This window comes from Cupriavidus sp. 01L45 (genome assembly GCF_056399885.1).
Map to the genome: position 1 here is coordinate 1 of NZ_JBFTSG010000082.1, position 22,841 is coordinate 22,841.

The 22,841-nt window shown below is 65.2% G+C and carries 25 protein-coding genes and 2 pseudogenes; 4 read left to right on the plus strand and 23 right to left on the minus strand.

Annotation, left to right across the window (positions count from 1 at the left end):
* The 4 genes and pseudogenes from AC1DT6_RS37040 to AC1DT6_RS37055 all read right to left on the minus strand — a co-directional run.
* The coding region (locus AC1DT6_RS37040) for an acyl-CoA dehydrogenase family protein (RefSeq protein WP_477115421.1) at positions 1-182 on the minus strand (182 nt) is incomplete at its 3' end.
* Positions 122-322 (minus strand): annotated as a pseudogene (locus AC1DT6_RS37045) (acyl-CoA dehydrogenase family protein); the annotation flags it as partial. The pseudogene AC1DT6_RS37045 and the gene AC1DT6_RS37040, both read right to left, overlap by 61 nt.
* Before the next feature lie 96 nt (positions 323-418).
* A complete protein-coding gene (locus tag AC1DT6_RS37050) occupies positions 419-877 on the minus strand; it encodes a PaaI family thioesterase (protein ID WP_045243255.1) in 459 nt (152 codons plus the stop codon).
* A gap of 127 nt (positions 878-1,004) precedes the next feature.
* The gene (locus tag AC1DT6_RS37055) at positions 1,005-1,442 is read right to left on the minus strand and encodes a MerR family transcriptional regulator (protein ID WP_441637518.1); all 438 of its coding nucleotides are present in this window, start codon (positions 1,440-1,442) and stop codon (positions 1,005-1,007) included.
* A gap of 219 nt (positions 1,443-1,661) precedes the next feature.
* On the opposite strand from AC1DT6_RS37055, the gene AC1DT6_RS37060 reads away from it, so the two are divergent.
* A complete protein-coding gene (locus AC1DT6_RS37060) occupies positions 1,662-2,741 on the plus strand; it encodes an MBL fold metallo-hydrolase (protein ID WP_477104494.1) in 1,080 nt (359 codons plus the stop codon).
* A 260-nt stretch (positions 2,742-3,001) separates the two neighbouring features.
* On the opposite strand, the gene AC1DT6_RS37065 is transcribed toward AC1DT6_RS37060, so the two are convergent.
* From AC1DT6_RS37065 to argS, 5 genes are all read right to left on the minus strand, one after another.
* Positions 3,002-3,835, minus strand: a complete 834-nt coding sequence (locus tag AC1DT6_RS37065) for a helical backbone metal receptor (protein ID WP_441637515.1) — start codon at positions 3,833-3,835, stop codon at positions 3,002-3,004.
* Positions 3,832-4,632, minus strand: coding sequence for an SDR family oxidoreductase (locus AC1DT6_RS37070; RefSeq protein WP_441637513.1), 801 nt, complete (start codon positions 4,630-4,632; stop codon positions 3,832-3,834). Before AC1DT6_RS37070 ends, AC1DT6_RS37065 begins: the two co-directional genes overlap by 4 nt.
* A gap of 137 nt (positions 4,633-4,769) precedes the next feature.
* Entirely contained in the window at positions 4,770-5,408 is a 639-nt protein-coding gene (locus AC1DT6_RS37075; RefSeq protein ID WP_477115416.1) for a thiol:disulfide interchange protein DsbA/DsbL, read from the minus strand.
* Positions 5,409-5,485: 77 nt separating this feature from the next.
* Positions 5,486-6,253, minus strand: coding sequence for an SPOR domain-containing protein (locus AC1DT6_RS37080; protein WP_441636178.1), 768 nt, complete (start codon positions 6,251-6,253; stop codon positions 5,486-5,488).
* A gap of 116 nt (positions 6,254-6,369) precedes the next feature.
* Positions 6,370-8,163 carry an arginine--tRNA ligase gene (gene argS, locus AC1DT6_RS37085; RefSeq protein WP_477115417.1) on the minus strand — a complete coding sequence of 598 codons (1,794 nt, stop codon included), beginning with the start codon at positions 8,161-8,163 and terminating at the stop codon, positions 6,370-6,372.
* A 246-nt stretch (positions 8,164-8,409) separates the two neighbouring features.
* Between argS and AC1DT6_RS37090 the strand changes: the two genes are divergently transcribed.
* Entirely contained in the window at positions 8,410-8,733 is a 324-nt protein-coding gene (locus AC1DT6_RS37090; protein WP_441636174.1) for a DUF1840 domain-containing protein, read from the plus strand.
* Between the two features lie 280 nt (positions 8,734-9,013).
* On the opposite strand, the gene AC1DT6_RS37095 is transcribed toward AC1DT6_RS37090, so the two are convergent.
* The 4 genes from AC1DT6_RS37095 to AC1DT6_RS37110 all read right to left on the minus strand — a co-directional run bounded on the left by AC1DT6_RS37095 (position 9,014) and on the right by AC1DT6_RS37110 (position 10,629).
* Positions 9,014-9,487 carry a ferritin-like domain-containing protein gene (locus tag AC1DT6_RS37095; RefSeq protein ID WP_441636182.1) on the minus strand — a complete coding sequence of 158 codons (474 nt, stop codon included), beginning with the start codon at positions 9,485-9,487 and terminating at the stop codon, positions 9,014-9,016.
* A gap of 239 nt (positions 9,488-9,726) precedes the next feature.
* Positions 9,727-10,152 (minus strand): glycine zipper domain-containing protein, encoded by a 426-nt coding sequence (locus AC1DT6_RS37100; RefSeq protein WP_441636172.1) that lies wholly within the window; start codon positions 10,150-10,152, stop codon positions 9,727-9,729.
* Between the two features lie 64 nt (positions 10,153-10,216).
* On the minus strand, positions 10,217-10,378 hold the full coding sequence (locus tag AC1DT6_RS37105; protein ID WP_441636170.1) for a DUF1328 domain-containing protein: 162 nt from the start codon (positions 10,376-10,378) through the stop codon (positions 10,217-10,219).
* Between the two features lie 77 nt (positions 10,379-10,455).
* Positions 10,456-10,629 (minus strand): DUF1328 family protein, encoded by a 174-nt coding sequence (locus AC1DT6_RS37110; RefSeq protein ID WP_035859073.1) that lies wholly within the window; start codon positions 10,627-10,629, stop codon positions 10,456-10,458.
* A 297-nt stretch (positions 10,630-10,926) separates the two neighbouring features.
* On the opposite strand from AC1DT6_RS37110, the pseudogene AC1DT6_RS37115 reads away from it, so the two are divergent.
* Positions 10,927-12,285: pseudogene (locus AC1DT6_RS37115) on the plus strand (CHASE3 domain-containing protein); the annotation flags it as partial.
* A 254-nt stretch (positions 12,286-12,539) separates the two neighbouring features.
* Here the strand turns inward: AC1DT6_RS37115 and AC1DT6_RS37120 are convergent.
* From AC1DT6_RS37120 to AC1DT6_RS37145, 6 genes are all read right to left on the minus strand, one after another.
* The gene (locus AC1DT6_RS37120) at positions 12,540-12,683 is read right to left on the minus strand and encodes an entericidin A/B family lipoprotein (protein WP_441636168.1); all 144 of its coding nucleotides are present in this window, start codon (positions 12,681-12,683) and stop codon (positions 12,540-12,542) included.
* A gap of 116 nt (positions 12,684-12,799) precedes the next feature.
* Positions 12,800-13,207 carry a response regulator gene (locus tag AC1DT6_RS37125; protein WP_035859079.1) on the minus strand — a complete coding sequence of 136 codons (408 nt, stop codon included), beginning with the start codon at positions 13,205-13,207 and terminating at the stop codon, positions 12,800-12,802.
* A gap of 188 nt (positions 13,208-13,395) precedes the next feature.
* Positions 13,396-14,028 (minus strand): response regulator, encoded by a 633-nt coding sequence (locus AC1DT6_RS37130; protein ID WP_035859081.1) that lies wholly within the window; start codon positions 14,026-14,028, stop codon positions 13,396-13,398.
* 207 nt (positions 14,029-14,235) lie between these two features.
* A complete protein-coding gene (locus AC1DT6_RS37135; RefSeq protein ID WP_035859082.1) occupies positions 14,236-14,565 on the minus strand; it encodes a hypothetical protein in 330 nt (109 codons plus the stop codon).
* Between the two features lie 238 nt (positions 14,566-14,803).
* Positions 14,804-17,551, minus strand: coding sequence for a methionine synthase (gene metH, locus AC1DT6_RS37140; RefSeq protein WP_441636165.1), 2,748 nt, complete (start codon positions 17,549-17,551; stop codon positions 14,804-14,806).
* Positions 17,552-17,586: 35 nt separating this feature from the next.
* On the minus strand, positions 17,587-18,669 hold the full coding sequence (locus tag AC1DT6_RS37145; RefSeq protein WP_035859084.1) for a homocysteine S-methyltransferase family protein: 1,083 nt from the start codon (positions 18,667-18,669) through the stop codon (positions 17,587-17,589).
* Positions 18,670-18,837: 168 nt separating this feature from the next.
* Here AC1DT6_RS37145 and AC1DT6_RS37150 point away from each other — a divergent pair, with 168 nt between their 5' ends.
* A complete protein-coding gene (locus AC1DT6_RS37150) occupies positions 18,838-19,230 on the plus strand; it encodes a rhodanese-like domain-containing protein (RefSeq protein WP_006161304.1) in 393 nt (130 codons plus the stop codon).
* Between the two features lie 126 nt (positions 19,231-19,356).
* On the opposite strand, the gene AC1DT6_RS37155 is transcribed toward AC1DT6_RS37150, so the two are convergent.
* The 4 genes from AC1DT6_RS37155 to AC1DT6_RS37170 all read right to left on the minus strand — a co-directional run bounded on the left by AC1DT6_RS37155 (position 19,357) and on the right by AC1DT6_RS37170 (position 22,692).
* Positions 19,357-19,614 (minus strand): BTH_I0359 family protein, encoded by a 258-nt coding sequence (locus tag AC1DT6_RS37155; RefSeq protein ID WP_035859088.1) that lies wholly within the window; start codon positions 19,612-19,614, stop codon positions 19,357-19,359.
* Positions 19,615-19,855: 241 nt separating this feature from the next.
* Positions 19,856-20,698: a 3-oxoadipate enol-lactonase gene (gene pcaD / locus AC1DT6_RS37160; protein ID WP_441636162.1), complete on the minus strand. Its 843-nt coding sequence runs from the start codon at positions 20,696-20,698 to the stop codon at positions 19,856-19,858.
* A 91-nt stretch (positions 20,699-20,789) separates the two neighbouring features.
* On the minus strand, positions 20,790-21,839 hold the full coding sequence (locus tag AC1DT6_RS37165) for a DUF3108 domain-containing protein (protein ID WP_477104495.1): 1,050 nt from the start codon (positions 21,837-21,839) through the stop codon (positions 20,790-20,792).
* Between the two features lie 19 nt (positions 21,840-21,858).
* Positions 21,859-22,692: an IclR family transcriptional regulator gene (locus tag AC1DT6_RS37170; protein WP_441637188.1), complete on the minus strand. Its 834-nt coding sequence runs from the start codon at positions 22,690-22,692 to the stop codon at positions 21,859-21,861.
* Positions 22,693-22,841: the final 149 nt, after the last annotated feature.

Sequence of the window (22,841 nt, forward strand, 5' to 3'; positions counted from 1 at the left end):
CCGTACTCCTCCGCCACGGTGATGCCGAGCACGCCGAGATCGCCCATCTTCTTCCAGGCGTCCATCGGGAACTGGTCGGTGCGGTCGATCTCCGCGGCGCGCGGAGCGAGTTCGGCCTGCGCCCAGTGTACTCCTCCGCCACGGTGATGCCGAGCACGCCGAGATCGCCCATCTTCTTCCAGGCGTCCATCGGGAACTGGTCGGTGCGGTCGATCTCCGCGGCGCGCGGAGCGAGTTCGGCCTGCRCCCAGTTGCGCACGGACTCGCGCAGCATCTCGATGTCTTCGCCCAAGTCGAACTTCAGGCCTGGCAGGTCGGTCATGGCGGTCTCCTGATTCGGTTCTGTTACTCGTGTTTTACGGGTTTCGCGATCTTGCGCCGCGATGGGTGATAGGTGATAGGTGATAGGTGATAGGTGTCAGACGTGGTCGAGCGTGCGCACCACGCACAAGGTCATCAGCATGGTGGCCACCGCCTTGCGCACGCCAGCGGTCTCGGTGAATACATCGCCCTGCGCCACGATCAGCGTGCGGCCGGGCTTGAGCACGCGGCCCACCGCTACCAGGCGCTCGCCCTTGGCCGGCGACAGCAGGTTGATCTTGTACTCCGCGGTCAGCCCCGCCTCACCCTCGCCAACCATCGACAGCGCCGCGTAGCCGCAGGCACTGTCGGCCAGCGCCCCCACGGCGCCACCGTGGAAGAAACCGTGCTGCTGGGTCACGCCCTCGGACCACGGCATGGCGATCTCGACCTCGCCGCGCGTCACCCGTGTCAGCGCCGCGCCGAAGGTGGTCATCAGGCCCTGGCGGGCGAAGCTGGTGGCGATCGCGTCCGCGCGCGCGGCCGGCAAGGAAGTGGATTCGACGGCGAGAGGCATGGGCTTTCCTTTTGTTCGCCGGCCGGCAACGCAGAGGCCCGGCGCGGACGATGGGCTGAGAAGCTATTCTATTTACGTTTACGTAAACGTCAATCAAATCCACCAAAGACCGAATGATAATGCCGCATCAGGCGCTTTTTGCCTCGTCCGCAGGGCCTTCCGCACCTGTCTGGGCCGCCAGCAGTGCCCGGCAATGCCGTTCATGCTGATCGATTTCCGCAAGCTGCGCCTGCAGGTCCTCGAGCTGGCGCTCCAGCGTGCCGCGATGGTGCGCCAGCGAGTGCAGGAAGCGCTCGAGCTGCGGTGCTGTGTCGCGCGGCGATTCGTAGAGATCCAGGATCTCGCGGATTTCGTTCAGCGTCAGGCCCAGGCGCTTGCCCCGCACCGTGAGCTTCAGGCGGGTGCGCTCGCGCCCGTTATAGACACGCTTACGCCCGCTCGGGCCTTCGCGCTCGGGCGACAGCAAGCCCTGGTCCTCATAGAAACGGATAGCGCGGGGCGTGACATCGAACTCGCGGGCGAGATCGGTGATGGTGTACGTCGGCGTGGCTGGCGAATCTGGCATGGTGACCCAGTAAAAAAGTGAACGGTCGTTCGGTACAGAATGAAGTTTTCGCTTAATATTGAAAAAGCCCGCTCCAGTTGACGTTAACGTTAGCGTCAACCAAAGCGGCTGGCAACCGTGGCGTGCATCGCCATTTTGCGACGGCTACCGTGACAACGAGAAAGCCCGCCTGCATGCGGCAGCGCATGCACAGGGCTTCGGACGAGAGAGAGACTCCCCATGAACGCACTCGAACACCAACTCCAATATCCGTTTGGCGACACCATGCCCGCAGGCGGCGCGCGGCAGGCAGTCGCGCCTGGCGTCTACTGGCTCCGCATGCCCCTGCCCTTCGCGCTGGACCACATCAACCTGTGGCTGGTACGCGACCGCATCGACGGCCAAGACGGCTGGACCATCATCGACTGCGGCGTCACCAACGACACCATCAAGGCGCACTGGGAAACCATATTCGCCAACGAACTCGAAGGCCTGCCGGTGCTGCGCGTGCTGGCCACGCACTGCCACCCCGACCACATCGGCCTGGCGCACTGGCTGTGCAAGCGCTGGGACGCACGGCTATGGATGAGCCTGGGCGACTATATGAACGCCCGCGTGATGGGTGGCGGGGGCGGCGTTGGCTCCAACGCCGGCGGCGACTTCGCCGCCAGCCACTTCGCCCGCCACGGCCTGACCGACCCCGACAGCCTGGAAAAGCTGCGCGCGCGCAAGAGCTACTACCCGTCGCTGGTGCCCGACCTGCCCACCCAGTACCGGCGCATGATGGACGGCGATATCGTCAATATCGGCACCGACCCCGCCAGGTCCGGCTGGCGCGTGATCACCGGCTTTGGCCATGCGCCCGAACACGTCGCGCTATACAACGCCGGCATCAATGTGCTGATTTCCGGCGACATGGTGCTGCCGCGCATCTCCACCAATGTCAGCGTGTTCGACATGGAACCGGAAGCCAATCCGCTCAAGCTATACCTGGACTCCCTCGGCAAGTACGAGCCGCTGCCCGAGGATGTGCTGATCCTCCCGTCGCATGGCAAGCCCTTCCGGAACCTGCATACGCGGATCAGGCAACTGCGCGAGCACCATGTAGACCGCCTGGCCGAGACGCGCGCGGCCTGCGCGGAAAAGCCGTGCAATGCGCATGACATCGTCGGCGTCATGTTCAAGCGGCAATTTGATATTCACCAGATGACGTTCGCGATGGGCGAAGCGCTGGCCCACTTGCACCTGTTGTGGCACGCGGGGGAAGTCAGCCGGGAAGTCGGGGCCGACGGCGTAGTCAGGTTCAGGATGTTGGCCTGACATCGGGGTCCCGGGCTAGGCATACGGACCGAAAACAGCATAGCCAACCGGCAGTAGCCATGTGGCGCGCCCGAAAGGCGGGCCGCCCCCCAGCGCAATGCGAAGCGAGCCATCAAGGTGTACCAGGCCGTATGGGGCGAGGGGGGGGCGCCCCATCCGGCGCGCCTTCTTTGCCTACTTTCTTGGCAAGACAAGAAAGTAGGTCGCCGCCCCGCAGGGGTGGTGAAACTGTCTTTGACTTTAAGCCTTTAACTTCGAAGTCAGCCAGCCGCAAACCGCGCCAAATACCCAACCCCCTCAACAGCCCGACTCCCATACCACGAAACCATCTCCCCATCGATCAGCAAAACCTCCTTCCCGATCTGCCGCTCCAGCGCATCCACATGCGCCTCGGTAAACCGATAAGGCTCACTGGAAAGCAAAACCAGATCAATCTCCCGCACCAGCCCCTCGCTCCAGCGAAAACTCGGATAGCGGGTGTCCGCCGTATTGGGCCGGCTGCAATCCCCGTCGACACAGGCTTCCGGCATGGCTCGCGCCGAAGGCCAGGTCTGCCAGTTGACCAACGCCAGCATGCGACTGATATAGGTATCCCTGGACACCGTCATCCACGGATCCTGCCAGATCGCATACAGCACCTTGCGCCCGGGCCAAATCCGGCCACGCACCTGCGCCAGCTCGAACTCCATCGCCTCGCATAGCGACTCAGCTTCGGCAACCCGGCCGAAAATGCCGCCAAGCAAGCGATAAAGCGCAAGATTATCCTCAGGCGCACACGGGTGAGTCACGATCACATGCGGAACGAACCCCCGGATCTCATCGACCGTCTCGCGGCGGTTCTCATCGATATTGACCACCACATGCGTAGGCGCCAGCGCCCTCAGGCGCTCAAGCTTGACATCCTTGGTGCCGCCCACCTTGGCAACGGCACGCACGGCAGGCTCGGGATGAATGCAAAAGCCAGTGCGCGCCACCACCTGCGGCCCCAGCCCCAGCGCAAACAACAGCTCCGTCACCGATGGCACCAGCGAAGCGATACGCACCTCCCCGGCAGCGGGGCCATGCAAGACGCCTGCGGCATCCTGCCAGGTCATGACTGCTTGTCCTGGCTGCGCGGCTTGCGCGGCGCGCGCGAGAAAAGCGCATCGTAAAGCCAGCGCGGCATCAGGTGCAGGATGGACGCCACCACGCCCATCTGCCACGGCAGCACGGCGAAGCGGCGGCCTGCGGCAATGGCACGCACCGCCTTGCGGGCGAATACGTCGGCATCCATCAGAAAAGGCATGCGATAGGGATTGTGCTCGGTCATCGGCGTGCGGATATAGCCGGGTGCGATGGTGACCACGCGGATGCGCTCGCGGCGCTGTTCCAGGCGCAGGCTTTCGAGCAGCTTGATCACGGCGGACTTGGAGGCGCTGTAGGCGCCGCCGCCGGGCAGCCCGCGCACGCCGGCCACGCTGGCAATGCCGACCAGCGTGCCCCGCCAGCCGCCGGCGCCGGGAGCGCGCTCGCGCATGGGCTGCATGAACGGCTGGAAGGTAGTGAGCACGCCGAACCAGTTGGTGTCCATCACCATGCGGAAAGCTTCAAGATCCTCGCGCTCGCTGGCCACGGTGCCGACCGATACGCCGGCGTTGGCGATCACCACATCCGGACAGCCAAAATGATCGAGGAAGTCCTGAGCGGCGAGCTGCATGGCGGCGGCATCGCGCACGTCCGCGGCATAAACGCGCACGGCGTTGGGGTTGGGCAGGCTGCGGGCAAATTCGCGCAGCACGTCTTCGCGCCGGCCAACCAGTCCGAGGATGGCGCCCTGCGCGGCGTACTCGCGCGCCAGGGCCTGGCCGAGTCCGCTCGACGCGCCGGTAAGAAAGACTTTCAGTGCTCGCATCGGGTGGGTCCTGGGGAAACTGCAACACTGTTCATGCCGACAGCCCCATCCCGGCGCGGGCCGGACGCCGCTGCGCCACGCCGGCGCCGGCGGTGCCGGTCGACCGCTGGCGGCCAGGGCTGGCCGCCGCAGGGAATTTACATCTTCTTGTCGCGGACCTGGCCGACAAGGTAATCCAAGGTCTGGATGGCCGCGCCCTTGGTGCCGGCGATGGACGGCGAGGTCACGTACTTGCCCTGCACCACGATGGTCGGCACGCCGTCGATCTTGTAGGCGTCCGCGATCTTGTTGGCGCGTTGCGAGTTGGTGGTCACGGAGAACGAGTTGTAGGCGTCGAGGAACGCCTTGCGGTCAATGCCGTTCTTGGCCATGAAGTCGGCGATCTCGTTCGGGTCCAGCATGCGCTTGCGGTCGACGTGCATGGCGCTGAAGACCTTGCTGTGCATGGCGTCAAGCTTGCCGAGGGATTCCAGCGCATAGAAGATCTTGGTGTGCGGCAGCAGGTCGTCGCGGAAGGCCACCGGCACGCGCTTGAACACGACGTCCTTGCCTTGCTTGCTCACCCAGGCTTCCAGCTCGGGCTCGAARTCGWAGCAGTGCGGGCAGCCGTACCAGAAGAACTCGGTCACTTCGATCTTGCCCGGCGCGACGGGCTGCGGCGCTTTCAGGACCTGATATTCCTTGCCCGAGGTGGGCGTGGCTGCCTGGGCAGGTGCGGTCATCAGGAAACCGGTCACAGCGACCAGCGTGGCGAACAAGGTGGCGAGTTTCTTCATATGGCGCGGCTTTCGAAAATGGGCAATGAGCGTATGACAGCGGCGGGGCGTTCCGGTTCAGCGAACGCCCCGGGTTGTTACTGCTTGGTAAAACGGATCACCGAAGCTTCGAAGCCCGACGACTGCAGCCGGTCGCGCGCGCGGTTCATATCTTCGATCTTGTTGAACGGCCCCAGGCGCACGCGATAGAGCTTGACACCATTGACGTCGCGCTCGGTCACCTTGGCCTCGAAACCCTGCATGGCCAGGTTGGCCTTCTGGCGGTCAGCGTCGTCCTGCGAACGGAAGGCGCCCACCTGCAGCAGGTAGCCGACCTTGTTGGCATCGGCCTGGGCGATCTCGGCGATCGGGTCGGCGACGGGCTTCTCGGCCGGCTTCTCGGCGGCCTTTTCCGCCGGTTTCTGCGCGGGCTTCTCGGCCGGTTTTTCCGCGGGCTTCTCGGTCGGCTTCTCGGTCGGCTTCTCAGCCGGTTTTTCGGCGGGCCGGTTGGCGGCCACCGGGGGCTGGCGCTCAGGCGGCTTCACCGTGGGCGCCGGACCGGCGGGCTGCTCGGGCTCGGCGGCAGGCCCGACGGGCTTGGCCGGCGTCTTGCTCCACAGCGGCTTGTTGGGATCCGTCGGGGCTTCCTGCGCCGGGGCCGGCAGGTTGCTGACGATATTGCCGGGCTCGGACGGCTTCTGAGCGCCCTTTTGCTGGAATGGCGCCGGCGACTTGGTGATGTACAGGGCGACCACTACCGCGATCGCCAGGCCGACGATCAGGCCCAGCACCAGTCCCAGGAACGTACCTCCGCGCTGCGGGGCGCGGCTGGCATTGCGCAGGGCGCGCTTGCGTTGCTGTTGCATGAATTCCTCTAGCGTGATGGCGCGATTATAGAGCCTGCGCCAATCCCGGCATCACTGTCTGTGGTCAAGACGACACGCTTGCCCGTGCCAGGGGGGGAGCCCCCGGCGCGGGGCGTTTACATCCGTTGCGGCGCCGAGACACCGATCACCGCCAGCCCGTTGCGCAACACCTGCCGCGTCGCGGCCAGCATCGCCAGACGGGCCAGCTTGACGGCCTCGTCATCCACCAGCACGCGGTCGGAGTTATAGAAGGCATGGAAATCGCCCGCCACGTCCCGCAGGTAGAAGGCGACCGCGTGCGGCGCCAGTTCGTCCGCCGCCGCCGCCAGCATGTCCGGGAAATCGGCCAGGCGCTGGCCCAGCGCGAGCGCCTGCGGGGTGGCATCGGGGCCGGTCACGGGCGCCAGGTCGGCGCCGGCCAGCGCGGGAAGCTTGGCTTCCCAGTCGGCGCCGCCCCAGGATTCGAAGATCGAGCAGATCCGGGCATGGGCGTACTGCACGTAATACACCGGGTTCTCGTCGTTCTGCTTGAGCGCGAGGTCGACATCGAAAATGAATTCCGTGTCCGCCTTGCGCGACAGCAGGAAGAAGCGCACCGCATCGCGCCCGCGCGTGAAGTGCTCGGGCCAGTCCGCCACGCCGGCTTCCAGGCAGCCGCGGATGGTCTCGCCGCCTTCCGCGCCGTTGCTCCATTCGATCAGGTCGCGCACGGTCACATAGGAACCGGCGCGCTTGGAGATCTTGACCTCCTCGCCGTTCTTCATGACGGTGACCATCTTGTGCAGGATGTAGTCGGGGTAGCCCACGGGGATGCCGATTTCCAGCCCTTGCAGTCCCGCGCGCACGCGCGCGATGGTGCCGTGGTGGTCGCTGCCCTGCACGTTGATGACCTTGGTGAAGCCGCGCTCCCACTTGCTGGTGTGGTAGGCCACGTCCGGCACGAAGTAGGTATAGGTGCCGTCGCCCTTGCGCATGACGCGGTCCTTGTCGTCGCCGTCGTCGGTGGTGCGCAGCCACAGCGCGCCCTCGTTCTCGTAGGTCTTGCCCTTGTCCACCAGCGATTTCACCGTGGCCTCTACCTTGCCGTCGCTGTAGAGGGACGATTCCAGGTAGTAGCGGTCGAACTTGACGCCGAACGCCCGCAGGTCGATGTCCTGCTCGTTGCGCAGGTAGGCCACGGCAAACTTGCGGATCGACTCGATGTCCTCGACGTTGCCGGAGGCCRTCACGGCGTCGCCGTCGGATGCGCGCACGGTCTTGCCGGCCAGGAAGTCGGCGGCGATGTCGGCGATATAGTCGCCGTTGTAGGCCGATTCAGGCCAGCCGGCATCTCCCGGCTTGAGGCCGCGGGCACGCGCCTGCACGGAGGTCGCCAGGGTCTGGATCTGCACGCCGGCGTCGTTGTAATAGAACTCGCGGTGCACGGCGAAACCCTGCCAGTCCAGCAGGTTGGCAAGCGCATCGCCCAGCGCCGCCTGGCGGCCGTGGCCCACGTGCAGCGGACCGGTCGGGTTAGCCGAGACGAACTCGACCAGCACCTTGCCGCGCGCGCCCTGCTCCTGGGCACCATAGCGGTTGCCCTGCTCGAGCACCGCGCGCAGCACGTCGGCCTTGGCGGCCGGCGTCAGGCGCAGGTTGATAAAGCCGGGACCGGCAATCTCAAGCCCGGCCACCAGGCCGGCGGTACGCGCATCGGCCTTGACCGCATCGACAATCTGCTGGGCCAGCTCGCGCGGGTTGCGCTTGAGCGAGCGGGCAACCTGCATGGCGAGGTTGCAGGCCAGGTCGCCGTGGGCGGCCACCTTGGGGCGTTCGAAGGTGGCAGCGGGCAGGGCGGCGTCGGCCGGAGCGAGTGCGCGCACCGCGTCGTTGAACGCAGCGGCAAGGTTGGTGGTCTGAACTGGCAGCATGGATGTCGTGGCCCTGAGGCGGTTGTCTGGTGCCGCCGCGGCGGTCCGGAAGCGGCGGCACCGTCACGGGCGGCATGTGGAGGCCGCGCCGCGTGGCAGGCAATGAATTGCAGAACGCGGAATTTTATCAGGTGCTATGCTGACATCATGCAGCGGGCCTGAAACCGGCCGTTGCGCCCCCTGGACCGAGTCCCGGACAAGCCGCGCGGTCATGTACTTCGCTGTACGCCAAGGAAAGGATAAATCATGCTGATCACCTTCAAATCCCACGCGTCGCAAGACCTCATCATGATGAGGGATCTTGCCGTCACGCTCCTGGGGATTATCGGCAAGCACCTGGGAGAGCGCGGGGTGATCACCACCGAGGAACTGCCCCGCTGCATCCACAAACTGGAAGCCGCGGTGACGGACGCCAAGAAGGTGCACCCGGCCGAGTCGTCGGTATCACCGGGCAAGCAGGAGGAGGACCAGGAGGAGGAGCCCTTGCACCTGGGCCAGCGGGCCTACCCATTCCTCGACATGCTGCGCGCTTCCCTGCGCGAGAACACCGAGGTCATGTGGGGCGTGTAGGCGCCGCACCGGACCTGAACAGCCCATAGTAGCGGAGGCAGGCGCCGCCTGGCGGCGCCCCCGCCGCGGCAGTGCCCTTGCCGCCGGCACCCTTTCCGCTGGCGGCGCATTCTAGCTTCGCCCTCGCACCGCCTCCCCCCTCCGCCCGAAATCCCGGATTGACATAAAAATGGCCCGGCCAATGTTCCTGGCCGGGCGCGCCGGATCAGGGAGTCGATCCGGAAGGGGGAAGAATCGCTTTATTCGATGAGGCGCATGAATCACTAACGGCGCCGGATTGCTAGCCCTTGACCAGCAAGTCCGCAAGTTCGTCCGCGTGCTCTTCCTCGACTGCAAGGATTTCTTCCAGCATGCGGCGCGTGGTCGGATCGCGATCGCCCATGTACTGCACCATCTCCCGATAGCTCTCGATGGCAATACGCTCGGCCACCAGGTTTTCCCTGATCATGTCGGTCAACGATCCGGCCTCGACGTATTCGGAGTGGCTACGCGCCGACAGGGTGTCCGGCGAAAAATCGGGCGCCCCGCCAAGCTGTACGATGCGCGCCGCGATGCGGTCGGCATGGCCCTGTTCTTCGTCGGAGTGGACCTTGAACTCGGCGGCAACCGGCTCGGCGTGAATTCCCTTGGCCATGAAGTAGTGGCGCCGGTAGCGCAGTACGCAGACCAGTTCGGTGGCCAACGCCTCGTTGAGGAGCTTCAGCACGGTAGTGCGGTCCGCGCCGTAGTCCTGCGTGACGGCGCCATCCTCCATATGCTTGCGGGCGCGCTCGCGCAATGTCTTGACGTCGGACAGGAAGCCGCCGCTCACGCCTTTCTCGTTCCGGGACTGCTGGTTCTTGCCTTTGCCGACGGCGGGCTTCTCTGTAACCGGGGTGTCCATGGCGATCATGCTCCTGTGGGATTGGGGGAATGGGCTCTGCCAGGCCTGCGCAATTACGATGGGCTTCGACCTGTTTCAGTGCGTGCTTCGGTGCGGTCGGACGCGGCGCATCAGTCCTCTCTGTTGCGTCCGTTGGCAGCCAGCAGCAAACCGACGAATGCGCCCACAGCCGCTGCTATGCCGATCGCCTTCAGTGGCGATGCAGCCACGCTCTGCTGAACGCCGTCCACGGCGTGGTCGACGCGCTCTCGTGCCCGGCTTGCGCCATCCAGCGTGGCGCGGCGCAGGTGGCCGCCCAGTGCACGCGTGCGCTCATGCAGCCGGCGTCCTGCCTGCACGGCTTCGGACGAGCCTTCGCGCCCCAGCACTTCCATGGTTTGCTCGAGTTGCGCGATCAGTGCCCTGACCTCGCCGGCAACCGGCCCCGCAGCATCGCGGGTATCGCGCGCGGCATGCCTGATCTGGCGGACCGTGCTCTCGGCACTATCGGCCAGGTGGTTCACTTCCTTTCGGACCTTCGGGTTGTTGGTCAGCATCGTCTTATCTCCGTTTCGTCTGAGGACGCTCTGTGATTCCGTTCGTGCTGTGCTCCGCCTCCGCCTAGCGCCTGACCAGGCCGATCACGAAGGTCACAAGGGCGACCACCAGGAAGATGAAGAACAGGATCTTGGCGATTTCGACCGCGCCTGCTGCGATGCCCCCAAAGCCGAACACGGCGGCAATCAGGGCGATGACAAAGAACACGACTGCGTAGTGCAACATGGTGATGGCTCCCTAAGTGAATTGCGCTACCGCGCCACGCGGCGCGGGCCTGGCAAGTGGCAGCACCTGGCGCCTGGCTATTTCACCGCTTTGAACACGGTCACGCCCAGGACAAGGAACAGTACGAACAGCACCAGGAAGATGAAGAACAGGATCTTGGCAATGCCGGCGGCGCCGGCAGCGATACCTGTAAATCCAAGCAGGCCGGCGACCACGGAAACCACAGCGAAAATAAGCGCCCATTTCAGCATTGACGTTCTCCCTCTTCCCTCGCTGGCTTGCGCGAGACCGCGCAAGGTCATGGCTACATGGTAGAAACCGCCTCGCCGCGCAGACACCGATGGCGCACCGATTCCCTTGTCAGCCAATTCCTACAGGATCCGGATTGGCGCGGCCTCGCGCGCAGCGGCCGCGCACTGCAGGTTGACCGGGGGCCGTCGATGTGCTTCCATCGACGCCGACAGGGTGCATGCCTGGCCCGGACCTCGCCCCGCGCCACGCGGCGCGGGAACGCCCACCGGCCAGGCACCCGTTTTCGGGAAACGACAATGTTCAAGCAGTCAATGTTGCGCTCCACTTTGCTGCTAGCGGGCGGCATCGTGCTTACCGTAGTGGTGCTGATCGCCTCCGAGGCGGGCAACATCCGCTTGCGACAGGGATATACGCAGGTGATCCAGTCGCAGCAGGTGCAGGGCCAGATCACCGCACTGCTTGGCGAGCTGGTCAATGCCGAGGCGGGCCAGCGCGGCTTCCTGCTGACAGGCAAGGAGAGCTACCTGCAACCCTATTACCAGGCATTGCCCCGCATCAATGCGCTGATGAGCGCACTGCGCAACCGCTACGCGGACGACGCGGAAGCGCTCCAGCTGTTCACGCAGGCGTCTACCGCCGTCAACCGCAAGCTGACCGAGATGGACCTGACGCTGATCTACGGCAAGCGCGACGTGGAAGTGGCGCTGGACCTGGTGCGCACCGACTTCGGCAAGCAGACCATGGACAACGCGCGGCGCGGGCTGGAGGCACTGCTCCAGCGCGAAGCCGGATCGGTGTCGCAAAGCCTGGAGTATGCCGACCGCGACCTCGCGCTGTCGCGTTACGGCATTGGCCTGCTGACCGCCATCAATATCGTGCTGCTGATCGTGGTGGGCTTGCAGCATTCGCGGCGCATGGCGGTATCGGAAGCCGCGCGCAGCGAGCTGGAAGAAGAAAGCGCGCGTCTGGACAGCATGGTGCGCGCGCGCACCCGCCAGCTATCGGCACTGGCCTCTCACCTGCAACGTGTTACCGAGGACGAGAAGACGCGGCTGGCGCGCGAGCTGCACGACGAACTCGGCGCCATCCTGACCGCCACCAAGCTCGATATGCACTGGGTGCGCCGCCGCATACAGGAATCCCATCCCGACGTGGCGGAAAAACTCACCCGCGTGATGCTGCATGTCGACCAGGGCATCCAGATCAAGCGGCGCCTGATCGAAGACCTGCGCCCCACGGTGCTGCTCAACCTGGGCCTGAAGGAAGCCATCGGCCAGTTGGTGGAGGAGGTCGCCGCGCGCAACCAGTGGGACTCGGATGTGCAGCTTGCCGAAGCGGTGCCGCCGCTGCGCGACGACGCAGCCATCGCGCTTTACCGTATCGTGCAGGAGTCGCTGACCAACGCGAGCAAGTATGCCGATGCCAGGCGCGTGGCCATTACGCTGGATTGCGCCGACGGCGTGCTTCTGCTGACCGTGAGCGACAACGGGCGCGGGCTGCCGGCGGACTTCGAATCGCGGCGCAGCGTTGGCCACCACGGCCTGCTGGGCATGGAGCAGCGCGTGATTGCGCTGGGCGGCACGCTGGACATCCGCTCGGAGGCCGGCGCCGGCGTGACCATCCGGGTCGAGGTGCCGCTCACCGATGCCATCGTAGCGCCGCCGCGCGAGGAAGATGACGATTTCGGCGATCATGAGCCTGAAAGTGCGCCGCCGGATACGCCGGTGGTCGCCCCGGCGAGCATGGCCGCAAGCACGCCAGCCGGCACACCCACGGCCACGCCCGGCGGCGAGGCGCCGCGCCAGCAGGGCCAGGATACTGGGCCGTAATACGGCCAGCCAAAGCAAAAAGGGGCCCCGCGGAGCCCCTTTTGCTTTGCCGTGCCCGTCCGGGCGCAGCGATTCGCGCCTTACATTTTCTGCTTGGTGCTCTCGGCGGCGCCTTGCACCTTCTCGCCGCCCTTTTCGATATCCTTGCCGGCGCCGGCCATCGTGTTGCAACCGGTCACCAGGACGACAACCGCCAGGGCACACAGCGCCATCAGCTTTCTCATGATCTTCTCCTTGCTCTAGGTTGACGCGGCATGGCCGCGATAGGGACTACCGGTACTGCCGGACTGATCTGATGCGTCATCCAATGCCACCGTCCCAAGACAAGAACGCGAACAATTCAATCGCCCGACTGCGCGTATTCCTCGATGACGCGGAACACCTGCTCAAGTTCGAGCGACTTGTCGAAAAAATAGTCCGCCCCGGCCTCGGTGCACTGGCGCCGGTAAGTGGGCACCTGGGCGTGATTGGTGTACACGATGCGGATGCCAGATGCGTGGGTCTTCTGCATGGCACGAAGTACATTGATGCCATTGCCTTGCCGCAATTGCAGATCGACGATGACGACCTCGTACTTGCCCGCCTCGTAGAGGCGCAGCGCCGAGCTTTCGGTATCCGCCCAATCGACAGTCTCGACAAACGGGAATGCGCTCAGGTATTCAAGCAACATACCTCGCAAGACCGCCGAGTCCTCGATTAGCAGGACCCGCAGCGCTCGATACGAAGGGGCTGCGGCTTGATCCAACATGACTTAATGGTAGCAACAGAGTATGGAGAGAAACTATCGGCGTCCGTCCTACAGCGGCGCCGCGCGGGCGGGGGATTTCCGTTCCGGCAACGCCGCATCCACGGCTTGCAGGGCCACCGCGGGCGGCATCCGGAGGCGGGCCACGCAGGATAGCAAACGCAGGGGAATGGGCATCGCGCCCGCGCCGCCTACTCCACCAGACCGTTCTTGATGGCGTAGTAGGTCAGGTCGGCATTGGTCTTCATGCCCATCTTTTCGAGAATGCGCGAGCGGTACGTGCTTACCGTCTTGACGCTCAGGAACAGTTCCTCGGCGATCACCGAGACCGACTGGCCGCGCGAAAGCTTGCAGAAAATCTGGAACTCGCGCTTGGACAAGGTCTGGTGCAGCGGCTGATTGGTCGGCTTATCCAGCCCGCCAATGAGCAGGTCCGCCACGTTCGCGCTGACATAGCGCCGGCCCTGGGCCACGGTGCGGATCGCCTTGACCAGGTCGTCAGGCGCGCTTTCCTTGGTCAGGTAGCCGGACGCGCCGGCGCGAATCAGGTTGATGGCGTACTGGTCTTCCGGATAGGTGGAAAGGATCAGCACCGGAAGGTCGGGATGCCGCTGGCGCAGCAGCTTGAGCACGTCGATGCCATTGCGATCGGGCATCGAGATATCGAGTACCACGACATCGAACTCGAGCTCACGCAGGCGCGTCATCACTTCGTCGCCGCTGGCAGCTTCCCCTTCCACCCGGATATCGGGCTCGTCGGCAATGAACTGGCGCAGACCAGCGCGCACGATCTGGTGATCGTCGGCGATCAAAACGCGAATCATGGGATTCTCCCTGGGCATGGATGCCCCAGCTCTCGGGAGCGGCGGGGCTAATGCATTGTAGAGCTTGCAAAGCCGCGCGAATGTCGGTGTAAGGCTGACACGCCCGGTGCAGGCCGCGCGAACGAAAATGGGACGGGTTGAACCCGTCCCTTTCGTTCCAGCCCGGCCGCGCACCGCTCGGCGCGCTCCAGGCTTGCCGGCCCAGGCTTACTGGACCTTGGTCGCCGCGCCGGTATCGGCGGCCGCGCTGGTGTCGGCCGCGGCTTCGCCCTTCTTGCTCTTGGCGTGGCTGGTGTGCTTCTTGGTCTTGGCGGTGGGCTTTGCCTGCGCGCCGGTAGCAGCGTCTGCCTTGGCGTCCAGGCCGGCGTTCACGCCTGCGCCAGCCGCCGCACCCTTGTCTGCGGGCGCGCTGACCGCGGGCGCCGAGATGGCGCCGGTGGCACCAGCCTTCGCATCAACGCCGGTACCTTGCGCCATGGCCAGCGAGGAAGCGGCAGCGATCGAGAGAGCGGAAAGGGAGATCAGCAGTTTATTCATTGAGAGGCTCCTGGCAGTTTGCGCCGCCGCGAAACATTCGCTGCGGTGTTCACTTGATGTGAGCCCTCAGTCTAGGGATGCGGAGCCGCGCGGTCTGTTAGGAGATGTAATGCCTTGTAAGGAGTGGTGAAGAACTTACAAAGTCACATCGGCAGGCCCGGAGAAGCTTTTCCCTGCTTGCCCAACGGCTTGCGGCGGCGCGGGGGCACAAAACGCCGCCGCCGCCGCACGCATGCGGTTACAGGTTAGGCGCGAGCGCGCGCTCCAGCACGCTGCGTTCTTCGCCACGGCGCGCCACCATGTCGTCGAGCTGGTCCTGTCCGATCTTGCCCACGGAGAAGTACGTGGACTCCGGATGCGCCAGGTAAAAGCCGCTCACCGAGGCCGCGGGCGTCATCGCCAGCGAGTCGGTGATGCCCATGCCGATCTCGGCCGTATTGAGATAGTCGAACATCGGGCCCTTGACGGTGTGTTCCGGGCAGGCCGGATAGCCCGGGGCCGGACGGATGCCGCGATAGCTTTCGGCGATCAGTTGCTCGTTGGTCAGCACCTCGCCGGCGTCGTAGCCCCACAGATCCTTGCGCACGCGTTCGTGCAGGCATTCGGCGAAGGCTTCGGCCAGGCGGTCGGCCAGCGACTTGAGCATGATCGCGCTGTAGTCGTCGTGGTCGGCCTCGAACTGCGCTTCCTTCTTGTCCACGCCGATGCCGGCGGTGACGGCGAACACGCCGATGTAGTCCGCGACGCCGCTGTCCTTGGGCGCGACGAAATCGGCGAGGCACCGGTTGGGCCGCATCACGCCGTCGATCACCGGACGCTCGCTCTGCTGGCGCAGGTTGTGCCAGGTCAGCGCGACCTGGCTGCGGGTCTCGTCGGTGTAGATCTCGATATCGTCGTCGTTGACGGTGTTGGCCGGCAGCAGCGCCAGCACGCCGTTGGCCGTCAGCCAGCGGCCCTGGATCAGGCGCGACAACATGGCCTTGCCGTCCGAGAACACGCGGCGGGCGGATTCGCCGACGATCTCGTCATTGAGGATGTCGGGGAATTTGCCGGCCAGGTCCCAGGTCTGGAAGAACGGCGCCCAGTCGATGTAGTTGGCCAGCTCGGTCAGGTCGTAGTTGCGGAAGATGCGACGACCGATGAATTTCGGCTTGGGTGGCACGTAGGCGTTCCAGTCCACCGGCGTCTTGTTGGCGCGGGCCTTCGCCAGCGACACCATCGGCGTGGCCTTCTTGTTGGCGTGCTGGTGGCGGATGCGCTCGTAGTCGGTCTTCAGCTCGTCCAGGTACCTGGTCGCGCCCTCGTCGGACAGCAAGCTCGACGCCACGCTGACCGAGCGCGAGGCGTCCGGCACGTAGACCACCGGGCCTTCGTAGTGCGGCGCGATCTTGACCGCGGTATGCACGCGCGAGGTGGTGGCGCCACCGATCAGCAGCGGGATCTTCTTGATGCGGAAGTAGTCGTCGCGCTGCATCTCGGAAGCGACGTAGGCCATTTCCTCGAGCGACGGCGTGATCAGCCCGGACAGACCGACGATGTCCGCGCCCTCGACCTTGGCGCGCGCCAGGATCTCGTTGCACGGGACCATCACGCCCATGTTGACCACTTCGAAGTTATTGCACTGGAGCACCACCGAGACGATGTTCTTGCCGATGTCGTGCACGTCGCCCTTGACGGTGGCGATGACGATCTTGCCGCGTGCCTTGACGTCGCCGCCGGCCTCGGCCAGCAGGCGCTTCTCTTCTTCGATGTAGGGCAGCAGGTGAGCCACGGCCTGCTTCATCACGCGAGCGCTCTTGACCACCTGCGGCAGGAACATCTTGCCGGCGCCGAACAGGTCGCCCACGATATTCATGCCATCCATCAGCGGGCCTTCGATCACCTCGATCGTGCGGCCGCCGCGCGCTTCCACGTGCTGGCGCACTTCCTCGGTGTCTTCCACGATGAAGGTGGTCAGGCCATGCACCAGCGCGTGCGACAAGCGGTCGGCCACCGGCACCGGATTCTCCGGGGTGCCGCGCCACAGCAGGTTTTCTTCTTTCTTCGCGCCGCCGCCCTTGTAGCGGTCGGCGATCTCCAGCAGGCGATCGGTACTGTCCTCGCGGCGGTTGAGCACCACGTCTTCCACGCGCTCGCGCAGTTCGGGGTCGAGCTGGTCGTACACGCCGAGCTGGCCGGCGTTGACGATGCCCATGTCCATGCCCGCCTTGATGGCGTGGTACAGGAACACGGTGTGGATGGCCTCGCGCACGGCATCGTTGCCGCGGAAGGAGAACGACACGTTGGACACGCCGCCGCTGACCTTGGCGTACGGCAGGTTCTGCTTGATCCAGGCGGTGGCCTCGATGAAGTCCACCGCGTAATTGTTGTGCTCCTCGATGCCGGTCGCCACCGCGAAAATGTTCGGGTCGAAGATGATGTCTTCCGGCGGGAAGCCGACTTCGTTGACCAGGATGTCGTAGCTGCGCTTGCAGATCTCGGTCTTGCGGGCAAAGGTATCGGCCTGGCCCTGCTCGTCGAAGGCCATCACCACGGAAGCGGCGCCATAGCGGCGGATCAGCTCGGCGTGATGACGGAACTGCTCCTCCCCCTCCTTGAGCGAGATCGAGTTCACCACGGGCTTGCCCTGCACGCATTGCAGGCCGGCCTCGATCACTTCCCACTTGGACGAGTCCAGCATGATGGGCACGCGCGCGATATCGGGCTCGGAGGCGATCAGGTTGAGGAACCTCACCATGGCGGCCTTCGAGTCCAGCATGGCCTCGTCCATGTTGATATCGATGATCTGCGCGCCGTTCTCGACCTGCTGGCGGGCCACCACCAGCGCCTCGTCGAACTGGCCGTTGAGGATCATGCGGGCGAAGGCCTTGGAGCCGGTGACGTTGGTACGCTCGCCGACGTTGACGAAGAGCGTGTCCTCATCGATGGTGAAAGGCTCGAGGCCGGACAGGCGCATCGGGCGCGACGGCAGGGTATCGTTGGTCATGGCTTGATCTTGTTCTGTGGGCTCGCGATGCATGTTCAGGCGGCGGCACGGTCGTCGCCGTCGCGGTACTGGCCAGGCCAGGCGCGCGGCTTCTTGCTGGCCACGCTCCGCGCGATGGCGGCGATGTGCTCGGGCGTGGTGCCGCAGCAGCCGCCCACCAGGTTGACCAGGCCGGACGCGGCGAACTCTTCCACCAGCGACGACGTGACCTCCGGGGTTTCGTCGAAGCCGGTATCGCTCATCGGGTTGGGCAAGCCGGCATTGGGGTAGCACGACACGGCCGCGTCGCAGATCTTGGCCAGTTCGGCGATGTACGGGCGCATCAGCGTGGCGCCCAGCGCGCAGTTCAGGCCGAAGGTGATCGGGCGGGCGTGGCGCAGGCTGTTCCAGAACGCTTCGACGGTCTGGCCCGACAGAATGCGGCCGGAGGCATCGGTCACGGTGCCGGAGATCATCACGGGCAGGCGCTCGCCAGTGTCCTCGAACAGCTGGTCGATGGCGAACAACGCGGCCTTGGCGTTGAGCGTGTCGAAGATGGTTTCCACCAGGAACACGTCTGCGCCGCCTTCCAGCAAACCCTTGCCCTGCTCGTAGTACGAATGGCGCAGTTCCTCGAAAGTCACGTTGCGCGCGCCCGGGTCGTTGACGTCCGGCGAGATGCTGGCGGTCTTGGGCGTGGGGCCGAAGGCGCCGGCCACGAAGCGCGGCTTGTCCGGCGTGCTGTACTTGTCGCAGGCTTCGCGCGCCAGCCTGGCGGCGACGACGTTCATCTCGTACGCCAGGTCCGCCATCTTGTAGTCTTCCTGCGCCACGGCCGTGGCACCGAAGGTGTTGGTCTCGATCAGGTCGGCGCCGGCGGCCAGGTACTGCTCGTGGATCTCGCTGATGACCTGCGGGCGGCTCAGCAACAGCAGTTCGTTGTTGCCCTTGACGTCGACATGGTGCCCGGCGAAGCGTTCGCCGCGGTAGTCCGCCTCGGTCAGCTTGTAGCGCTGGATCATGGTGCCCATGGCACCGTCCAGGATCAGGATGCGCTCGCGCAGCAGGGCCGGCAGGTTGGCCGCCCGGGTATAGGGGCGCGCGGGAGGAAGCGAGGCGGGACGTGGGGCGGCGCTCATGTGGGGCTCGACAGCAAGGGAAAAGAGTCCGATTTTATCAGTTGCATCAATGGTTTGCGGAATAACGGACCCGGGCAGGCCAGTGCGCGCGAAGGCGCTCGCGGGTTGCCGCATAGCACCGCCCGGCCCTACACTGGGGAACCTTCCCATTACCGAGAAGCCTTTCCCATGCAACACCTTAGTCCCGGCGACGCGCAAACCCTGCTCAGCGAATCGCCCGATGCGCTCTTCATCGATTGCCGCAGCGAGATGGAATACCTCTTCGTGGGACACCCGAAAGGGGCGCACAACGTGCCCTGGAACGATGGCCCGGACTGGGAGGTGAATCCGCATTTTGTGCAGTCGGTGAAGAAGCTGGCGGGGCAGGCGTCGGCCCGCCCTGTGCTGCTGATCTGCCGCAGCGGCAACCGCTCGACAGCGGCCGCGAGAGCGCTGGAGGGCGCGGGGTTCTCCACGGTCTACAATGTCCTGCACGGCTTCGAGGGCGACCTGGACGCCGAACGCCATCGCAATACGCTCAACGGCTGGCGCCATGCTGGCCTGCCCTGGGAACAATACTGAGAGACACTGGGAACGCCGGGGACCGGCGCCTTGAAAACGAGAAGCCCGCGCATTGCGCGGGCTTCTCGTTTCCGTTTCACTCGCCGGCCGCCCTTGAGCGAGGAACCGGCAGAGGCGGCTACAAGCCTAGTGCATCACCAGCGGCTGAACCATCACGGTGTCGAACTTGCCAAGGAAATCGTCCACCTCTTCCACCGACGGCTCGCTCTCGATCAGACGTTGCACGTCCGCGCGAAAGCTCTCGGCCATCTGGCCGCCGAGGAAAATCTCGCGTTTCAGGTTCTTGTCGACGATTTCATAGCCGCCAGAGGCAAGAGGCGCATGCTCGACATCCGCACCAAACTCGACAATGCAGTAATTGTCGCTGTTGTAGATCATTTGCATGGCATACCTCCTGGCTGTCATGGGTAAGCGGCGGGCCAATGATTCTTCCGATTACCGGCACACTGGCCGGTTGCCCTCCGCGATTTCACCTCCAAGCTGAGGGTGTTTGCCGTGTTTTCAAGATTCTTGCTTCGGCGAACCGCAGGAATTAAGCGTTCCCTCACTACATTGGGCAACGGCGCTGTCAGCAAGTTCTTGAGTTATGTTCGAAAGATATTGCTGGAAATTACCGGATATCGCATCAGGGCGCCTCGCACTGTGCCCCACAAGCCGCATTACCAAGGAAAGCGTCGAGCACTGCGTGAAAACGCTCGGCTTGTTCGAGATGGGCAAGGTGCGCCGCCCGGGGCAACACTTCCAGGCGCGCGCCGGGGATGGTCGCGGCAATCTCGCGCGCCATCTCCGGAGGCGCGCCCTGATCCTCCTCGCCGACTACCACCAATGTGGGGCAATGAATGCGTGCGATCGCCCCGGCCAGGTCGAATGCCATGATGGCCTGCCCCGATCCCACATAGCCATGCACGGGCGTGGACAGGATCATTTCGCGCACGCGCTGCGCCTCCTCCGGATGCGCGGCCCGGTACGGCGCGCTCAGCCAGCGCTCCAGCGTGCTGTCAGCCACGCCCGCCATGCCGTGCGCCTCCACGTGGCCGATGCGGTCATGCCACATCGGGTGGGCATCCAGCGGGGTACGGTTGACGGTATCCACCAGCGTAAGCGACAGCAACCGCTCCGGATACCGCACAGCCATCGTCTGCCCGATCATGCCGCCAACCGAGACGCCGACGAAATGCGCCTCCGGCACCGCCAGCGCATCCATCAGGGCGGCCACGTCGTCGGCCATGCGGATCATCGAATAGGCGCCGATCGGCGCATCGCTCTGGCCATGCCCGCGCAGGTCGTAGCGCAGCACGCGATAGCGCGGCGCCAGGTGGCGCGCGGTGGCGTCCCACAAGGTATGGTTGGCACCCAGCGCGTGCGCCAGGATCACCCACGGGCCATCGCCCCCGTCGATGCGAACCTGGAGGCTGATATCGCCCACGCTGACGCGGCGGGCCTCGGACGGTGGCTGGGTGGCGCTCATGGCAGGTCTCCGGAAGTTGAGCAAACGCGGTGAACCACGGCGGCAACCGACGCGCCACCGCTTGACGAATCATTGACGACTCATTGACGACTCAGCGCAGCGCTTCGCTGTCGCGGTAGACGAGTTCGATCTGGGTGCCGTCGGGCTCCGTCTGGCGCAGCTTCACCGGCATCCACTGCAGCGACTGCGCCAGCCACACCTCCACCCGCCGGCGATCGCCCGCATGCCGCGGCAGGCGCATGAAATGCTTGGCGTGTACCGCTCCGTGACCGGTGTCGACGTCCTCCTCTCCCACATACTGCACCTGCATCGGCTCCAGGTCACGCGTATCCGCCACCTCGAAGGTTTCGGTGACGCCGGGCGTGGCGTAGCGCTGCGGATTTCCGCGGACCAGCCCGACCAGTTGCAGGAATACGCTGAAGCGGTCCTGGCCCGCGGCGGGCAAGGGCACCTGCTTGTTGCGCCCCTCGAAGACCAGGGCGCCGGCGGCGCGGTCGAAGCGGGCCGCCTCGCTGCGGTTGCGGCGGTTCTCCTCATAGCGCTCCGGCGCCAGGCCGCGTTCACTGAGTGCGCCGCTGCTGTGGAAGTTGAAACGGAACCACAGCACCCGTGTTTCCACCGCAAGCAGATAGCGCGCTCCGTCCTGCTGCCAGCGGATGAGGCCATCCGGATTCTGTACGCCGTTGACGAAGCTGGCGTAGTGCAGCAGCCTGGACGGCGGCGGCGAATAGCGAACGCCGTCCGCCGGCAAGCCCGCGTCCGCAGCCGCGGGCGCGGACGCGGATGCGGCACCCTGCCCGGCCTGGCCGCCGGCGCTCGCCATGGCCGGGCCGGAGCCAGGCGCAGTCAGCAGCGTCGGCGCCTCCGCRGTGGCCGGCGTCTCAGGGTGGGATTCCGGGAGCGATTCGGCCGGGACGGGTTCTGGCGCTGCCTCCGGCCGCGGCGCGGCGGGCCGCTTCTGCACAACGGGTGCCGGATGCGACGGCGCTTTCGCGGCCGGCGGCTCCGGCGGCGGCAGCAGGATGGCCTCGATCGCCGGCATGGCGGTCGGGTCGCCCGGCGGGCCGGGAAGGTGCATCAGGCCCACCACCACCAACAGGTGCACCGCCAGCACGAGCGCAAGCGCGAGCGCCAAGCGCACGCGGCGCGAGGCGGGCTTGTCAGGAAAGGCCGTTCGGCCCGTTCGTCGGGCTGCCACCAAGATAACCAAGCTCCGAAGAAATCTGCCGGGCGATGTCGCGTACGTGACGATCGACCGTACCGCCCCATTCTGCATCGAATACGCTCTGCGCGCCGAGCACGATCAAAGCCATCGCGACATGGCCGTTGGCGTCGAACACCGGCATCGAGAATGCATTGATGCCCGGTAGCACGCCACCTTTGATGCGCGCCGCGCCATGCACCCGCACGTCCTCGCAGACCGCGTCGTAGTCGGCCAGCGAGCGCGGCAGGCCCGGAATATCGTCATGGCCGCGCTCGGCCAGTTCCCGTTCTACCAGCGGCCGCGTTTGTTGTTTCGGCAGATAAGCGCCATACAGGCGGCCGGTGGCGGAGTTGAGCATGGGCATGACATCGCCCAGGCGCAGGCTTACCGTAACCGGGTGGCTCGACTCCTCCCAATGCACGATGGTCGGGCCGTGGTTGCCCCACACGGCGATGCCGATGGTCTGGTCCATTTCGTCGCGCAACTGCGACAGAATCGGGCGGGCCTTCTTGACCGGATCCAGCCGGTTCAGTCCCGCGAGGCCAAGCTGCAGCGCGAATGGGCCCAGGTCGTAGCGTCCGCCCACCGGGTCCTGCGCCACCATGCCCAGCCGCTGGAAACTGACCAGGTAGCGGTGCGCCTTGGCCGGATTCATGTCGGCGGCGGCGGCCAGGTCGCGCAGCATCATGGCGCGCGGCGACGCGGCCAGCGCCTGCAGCAACTTGAAGCCAACCTCGATCGACTGGATGCCGGAACGCAATTTGGAATCGTCTTCTTCGAGTTCGGTCATGCGGCAACTTGCGGAAAAACGGTGAATAAGCCATGCACGAATCACATCCCGGAATAATACGGGCGAGACGATCACGCAGGTTGGAACCTAAATTTACTATAGCGAAATCGATTTACCAATTTTTAAACCGTCGGTAGACTTTGAACGCA

Coding starts and splice junctions, on each gene's coding strand:
- AC1DT6_RS37050 (WP_045243255.1), bottom strand. CDS start 877: ATGCCTCTCGCCGTCGAATCCACTTCCTTGCCGGCCGCGCGCGCGGAC.
- AC1DT6_RS37055 (WP_441637518.1), bottom strand. CDS start 1,442: ATGCCAGATTCGCCAGCCACGCCGACGTACACCATCACCGATCTCGCC.
- AC1DT6_RS37060 (WP_477104494.1), top strand. CDS start 1,662: ATGAACGCACTCGAACACCAACTCCAATATCCGTTTGGCGACACCATG.
- AC1DT6_RS37065 (WP_441637515.1), bottom strand. CDS start 3,835: ATGACCTGGCAGGATGCCGCAGGCGTCTTGCATGGCCCCGCTGCCGGG.
- AC1DT6_RS37070 (WP_441637513.1), bottom strand. CDS start 4,632: ATGCGAGCACTGAAAGTCTTTCTTACCGGCGCGTCGAGCGGACTCGGC.
- AC1DT6_RS37080 (WP_441636178.1), bottom strand. CDS start 6,253: ATGCAACAGCAACGCAAGCGCGCCCTGCGCAATGCCAGCCGCGCCCCG.
- AC1DT6_RS37090 (WP_441636174.1), top strand. CDS start 8,410: ATGCTGATCACCTTCAAATCCCACGCGTCGCAAGACCTCATCATGATG.
- AC1DT6_RS37095 (WP_441636182.1), bottom strand. CDS start 9,487: ATGGAGGATGGCGCCGTCACGCAGGACTACGGCGCGGACCGCACTACC.
- AC1DT6_RS37100 (WP_441636172.1), bottom strand. CDS start 10,152: ATGCTGACCAACAACCCGAAGGTCCGAAAGGAAGTGAACCACCTGGCC.
- AC1DT6_RS37105 (WP_441636170.1), bottom strand. CDS start 10,378: ATGTTGCACTACGCAGTCGTGTTCTTTGTCATCGCCCTGATTGCCGCC.
- AC1DT6_RS37110 (WP_035859073.1), bottom strand. CDS start 10,629: ATGCTGAAATGGGCGCTTATTTTCGCTGTGGTTTCCGTGGTCGCCGGC.
- AC1DT6_RS37120 (WP_441636168.1), bottom strand. CDS start 12,683: ATGAGAAAGCTGATGGCGCTGTGTGCCCTGGCGGTTGTCGTCCTGGTG.
- AC1DT6_RS37125 (WP_035859079.1), bottom strand. CDS start 13,207: ATGTTGGATCAAGCCGCAGCCCCTTCGTATCGAGCGCTGCGGGTCCTG.
- AC1DT6_RS37130 (WP_035859081.1), bottom strand. CDS start 14,028: ATGATTCGCGTTTTGATCGCCGACGATCACCAGATCGTGCGCGCTGGT.
- AC1DT6_RS37135 (WP_035859082.1), bottom strand. CDS start 14,565: ATGAATAAACTGCTGATCTCCCTTTCCGCTCTCTCGATCGCTGCCGCT.
- metH (WP_441636165.1), bottom strand. CDS start 17,551: ATGACCAACGATACCCTGCCGTCGCGCCCGATGCGCCTGTCCGGCCTC.
- AC1DT6_RS37145 (WP_035859084.1), bottom strand. CDS start 18,669: ATGAGCGCCGCCCCACGTCCCGCCTCGCTTCCTCCCGCGCGCCCCTAT.
- AC1DT6_RS37150 (WP_006161304.1), top strand. CDS start 18,838: ATGCAACACCTTAGTCCCGGCGACGCGCAAACCCTGCTCAGCGAATCG.
- AC1DT6_RS37155 (WP_035859088.1), bottom strand. CDS start 19,614: ATGCAAATGATCTACAACAGCGACAATTACTGCATTGTCGAGTTTGGT.
- pcaD (WP_441636162.1), bottom strand. CDS start 20,698: ATGAGCGCCACCCAGCCACCGTCCGAGGCCCGCCGCGTCAGCGTGGGC.
- AC1DT6_RS37170 (WP_441637188.1), bottom strand. CDS start 22,692: ATGACCGAACTCGAAGAAGACGATTCCAAATTGCGTTCCGGCATCCAG.